A 4,836-nucleotide genomic window follows, 5' to 3' on the forward strand; every position below is an offset into this window, starting at 1 on the left:
CAAACCCGGTACGGTTCAGTTTGATATAGCTGTAACTATTCAATTGCATAAATAAAAATAAGTAGGAGATGCTTCTCATTTTTCCCTATTAATAAACTTGATCTCTGCTTTGTTGCGGTGAAACACCTGTCATGGCTTTATATGCCCGAGTAAAAGCACTATGTTCAGAATATCCAAGCATTAATGCAATATCAGCAATTTGTATATCTGTATTTTTTAAATATGAGTCTGCCAGTTCTTGGCGGACTATATTAAGTTCATTGCGAAAATTTGTATTGGCATTTTGAAGCTTTCGTTGAAGTGTACGAGGTGAACGACAAAGTTTTTCTGCAATAAGTTCTATTGTTGGTTCACCATGTGGCAATTGATGTGCGATAGCTTTACGCACTGCCTCAATTATTGGCTCTTCCTTGGGCAATTGCTCCAATAGCTGGTTTGCATGCTGTTCTATAATTGTTAATAGACTTGGGTCTAAGGTCTTTATTGGGAGCTCTAGAGTTTCTTTACTAATTCGTATCACAGTTTCAGATTGATTAAATAAAACTGGACAACCAAAATATTGCTCGTACTGCATCAAATCATCAGGACAATCATGCATAAATTGTACAAATATAGGTGTAATATTTTTCTGAACGGAACTTCTACAGAACTGCATAATGACAGTAATACCTGTTTCATCAACCAATAAATCTGGTTTGTATAAGGTGGTGTCCCAAACTAATTCCACCCAATCTGGACCTTCTCGTGTAATCATTGGAATCACATCGAATATTAACCTTTGATATTTTTCCAGTTTTTCTAAAGCCGAAGCAAGATTGTCGCAAGCTAATAATACATAGCCCAAAACGCCAAGATGCCTTGGAGTAATCTTTTGTCCAAGATGTAAACCTAACATTGGATCAGCTAGGGCGATTGCAGCACGTGAAAGTAATTGTTCCCATAATTCAATAGAAATACCTTTTAAAGCGTTTGTAAGAGGTTGTGGGCGAGGATATTTTAAGATTTCGTCTGGGATTATTTTTTTTGCTTCAAGATAGTCATAGAGTACATGCACGTATGTTTCAGGAATCATTTTTCTATAGATTGGTTTGCTCATTAATTAACCTGAGTTTCTAGCTTTATGGCGTGAAGTATCAAGTAGGCTGTCATTAAGAGTCAAGCTAAAAGCTTCATTTTCATTCAATATCTTTTGCATCATTCGTTGCAGTAATGAACGGTATCTGTTGTTTCAATGGAGTGCAAAATGGCAGTAAAAAATACTAAGAAGCCAGAAATCAATGAAATACAATTTAAATCTGGAAACTCTTATTGCAGTGGAACGCTTTATAAACCCACTACAAATGGACCATATCCGATCATTGTGATGGGACATGGCCTAGGCTCAGTCCGTGTGATGCGCTTGCCTGCTTATGCTGAAAGATTTGTTGAGGCAGGATATGGATGCTTGCTTTTTGATTATCGTCACTTTGGTACAAGTGGTGGTGAACCTCGCCAGTTATTGGATATCAATAAGCAATTGGAGGACTGGCGTTCAGCCTTGAGTTTTGTTCGTACTCAGAAAGATGTTGTTCAATCTAAAATTGTGATTTGGGGGACATCATTTGGTGGTGGGCATGTTCTTACTACTGCTGCAAATGATCATTCAATTGTAGCAGTAATATCTCAATGCCCATTTACAGATGGTTTAGCTTCTAGCTTAGCAACCAGTCCAATCAGCTCAATTAAAGTTACTGCACTTGCTTTAACAGATCGAATAGGTGCTATTTTTGGTGCAAAACCTATTATGGTTGCATCGGCTGGGAAACCGCACAGTGCGGCATTAATGACAGCCAAAGATTGTGAGGATGGATATCTACAGCTTGTACCTGAAAATTCAGAATTTCGAAATTATGTAGCAGCTCGATTTGCGCTCGATCTACTGACATATTTTCCGGGTAAATTCACCTCAAAAATTCAATGCCCAGTGCTATTTTGTGTGTGTGAAACAGATAGCGTTGCTCCAGCAAAAACCACCTTAAAACATGCTCAAAAAACACCACAAAAAGAAATCAAAATCTATTCAGAAGGTCATTTTGATATCTATGTGAATCAAGGCTTTGAAAAAGTCATTCACGATCAAATTGATTTTCTTAACCGGACTGTTTCAGCAAATTAAAAAAGGAATTGATTATGGCAAAATATGACTTAGATGGATTGGTAATTTTAATTACTGGCTCTACAGGTGGTTTAGGTTCAGCTTTGGCAACTGCTTTTGCAGCGAAAGGAGCTAAATTGGCCTTATTGGATATTAATTTAGAAGCAGCAGACAAACAGGCTACATCACTTGGCGGAGATACCATTGCCAAGGCATGGCAAGCCGATGTTTGTTCAATGGAAAGTCTTCAGAATGCTATTAATAGCGCTGCAGTACATTTTGGCCGGATTGATGTAGTGATTGCCAATGCTGGTATTACCTGTTTTGAACCAATTGAAAGTGCAAGTCCAGAACGGTTTGATCGAGTAATGGATATTAATTTAAATGGTGTATGGCGAACATTTAAAGCAGGTTTGCCTTACGTGCAAAAGCAGCAAGGTTATTTACTAGCAATCTCTTCATTGGCTGCCTTTTTCCATTCACCGTTACAGTCATCTTATTGTGCAAGCAAAGCTGGTGTTTGGGCTTTAAGCAACAGTATTCGTATGGAGCTTAAACATCTTAATGTCGGAGTTGGCAGTGTCCATCCTACTTTCTTTCATACGCCGTTGATGGATCAAACTTTTGATGATCCGGCCGGTCTGAAACTTTGGGGCGGTAACCAAACAGGCTTATGGAAAATGGTTGCACTTGAAGAAGTGGTCAATGCAATTGTTGATGCTGTAGAAAATCGCCGTGAATTTGTCGTAGTTCCGAAGAAAAATGGATTTGTTGCTCGTACACCTGGGCTTTTCCGTGGATTTATAGAACGAGTTGGGTTTAAAAACGAGGACGTCATTGAAGCGATTCGGCTTGCAGCATTAAAAAAATGATTTTATATAACAAAATCATAGATTATTTTTTAGAGAATAGTCTGTGATTTTCTATTGTGTATGCAACTCAAACCCATATATGTTGTCTTAAAAAAAATCCGTCGACATAAGTTTGATTTATAAGTAAGGATACTCGCATGTACATGCCGAAATTAGCTGATATATTTGACGGTCTCACCATTGAAACACCGTATACACCGCCAAAACATTGGTTACAGGGAAGAACTGCCTATGGTGGTTTTTCAGCAGCATTGGCTTTGCAGATTGCATTAAAGGAATTTCCAGAGGGGCTTCCTCCACTAAAAAGTGCGCAAATTGCGTTTATTGGCCCGGTCACTGAAAATGTGACATTTCATGCTGAAATTTTACGTCAAGGAAAGTCCGCGACACAGATTGCTGTTGATGCGCGTGTTCATGATGCACTCGTGCTCAGAACAGGTTTTATTTTTGCTGCGCCCAGAAAAAGTACAATTCAGCACAATCATATTAAAATGCCACAGGTAGACCGTCCTGAAGCATATTTACCTCCACCTGAGGAAATGTTTGTTCCAGATTTTTTCGATAATTTTGGTGTACGGTTTGTCAGTCAATCTACACCGGTATCTAACTCCGAAACGCCAGAATTACTGGCTTGGGTACATCTAAAGGACGCAACTTCTATATCACCTGAAATTGCATTACTACTTATCGGAGATTGTCTCCCACCAGCATCAATGGCTTGTTTCAAGACTCCAGCACCTATTAGCTCAATGAATTGGGCTGTCGATTTTGCACAATCTGCTAAACATAGCGAATGGTATCTTTTGAAGTCATTTAGCTTGATTTCTGATCAAGGATATTCTTATCAAATGATGCATGCGTGGAATGAAAAAGGGGAGTTGGTTTTATCTGGAACTCAAACTGTTGCCATTTTTGCTTGAGTTTTATTTATTTAGTTTTAATGATGAATGTAATCAAAGTAATTTTTTATTGAAAATAATGATACTTTACATAAATCATTCGATGAGCTCTTTATAGTTGCTACTGGCTTTGTTGCACAAACCTATCTCTAAGGCTTATTCCACAATATAATTTTCAAATGAATAAGCCTACACCTAAAATTTATCGTACAACCAATTGGTCTTCATATAACCGAGCACGCATTCATCGCGGAAACATTGCCATTTGGTTTGATTCAGCCACCGAATGGTATGCTCCGTATCGGTAAACACGGGCGAAATTAAATCTACTCCGACGCAGCCATCCAATGCTGTTTAATAATCAAATCACTTTTTAATCTGTCTTTACGTATGGTCACAGGCTTTGTGCAAAGTCTGATTAAACTCTCTGGCTTAAATGGGACGGCCCAGATTATTCGACCATATGCAGAAGACAAAAGCATATTGATATTGCGATTAGCTATCAAAAAACTTGTGATGCACTATATCTACTCGTTGACTCTACTGGCTTGAGTTTTTTAGGTAAAAGTGAATGGAAACGTAAGAAGCATCAGCCTGAATATCGACGACAATGGCGTAAACTGCACATAGGTATAGATGCTGAAACACTGCAAATACGTGCAGTTCAGCTTACAACAAATAATGTCAGTGACTCACAGGTTCTTGGTGATTTACTTGATCAAATTCCACAAGATGAGCGGATTGACTCTGTTTATACTGAAGGCTCTTATGACACCAAGCAATGCCGTCAGGTCATTGCAGATCGGCAAGCGCATGCGGTGATTCCACCTAGAAAAATGCGAAACCATGGAAAGATACAAAGAGTAGCTCGCTAGAGCGAAATGAATTACTCCGAACAGTTAATCTAGCGAAGCAGTGCTTCTTGTATCTT

At 38.6% G+C, this 4,836-nt stretch carries 4 protein-coding genes and 1 pseudogene; 4 read left to right on the plus strand and 1 reads right to left on the minus strand.

Features of this window, described 5'->3' with window-relative positions:
- Nucleotides 1-88: 88 nt before the first annotated feature.
- Nucleotides 89-1,096: an AraC family transcriptional regulator gene (locus B3143_RS07145; RefSeq protein WP_004812151.1), complete on the minus strand. Its 1,008-nt coding sequence runs from the start codon at nt 1,094-1,096 to the stop codon at nt 89-91.
- A 147-nt stretch (nt 1,097-1,243) separates the two neighbouring features.
- Here B3143_RS07145 and B3143_RS07150 point away from each other — a divergent pair, with 147 nt between their 5' ends.
- The 4 genes and pseudogenes from B3143_RS07150 to B3143_RS07165 all read left to right on the plus strand — a co-directional run.
- Nucleotides 1,244-2,155 (plus strand): alpha/beta hydrolase, encoded by a 912-nt coding sequence (locus tag B3143_RS07150; RefSeq protein ID WP_004780048.1) that lies wholly within the window; start codon nt 1,244-1,246, stop codon nt 2,153-2,155.
- 14 nt (nt 2,156-2,169) lie between these two features.
- Nucleotides 2,170-3,006, plus strand: a complete 837-nt coding sequence (locus B3143_RS07155) for an SDR family NAD(P)-dependent oxidoreductase (RefSeq protein ID WP_004780050.1) — start codon at nt 2,170-2,172, stop codon at nt 3,004-3,006.
- 137 nt (nt 3,007-3,143) lie between these two features.
- Complete coding sequence (locus B3143_RS07160) at nt 3,144-3,926, plus strand: thioesterase family protein (RefSeq protein ID WP_004780052.1); 783 nt, start codon at nt 3,144-3,146, stop codon at nt 3,924-3,926.
- 158 nt (nt 3,927-4,084) lie between these two features.
- Nucleotides 4,085-4,836: pseudogene (locus B3143_RS07165) on the plus strand (IS5 family transposase); the annotation flags it as partial.

The sequence above is a fragment of the Acinetobacter sp. UBA1496 genome (assembly GCF_002324975.1).
GTDB classification, from domain to species: Bacteria; Pseudomonadota; Gammaproteobacteria; order Pseudomonadales; family Moraxellaceae; genus Acinetobacter; species Acinetobacter variabilis.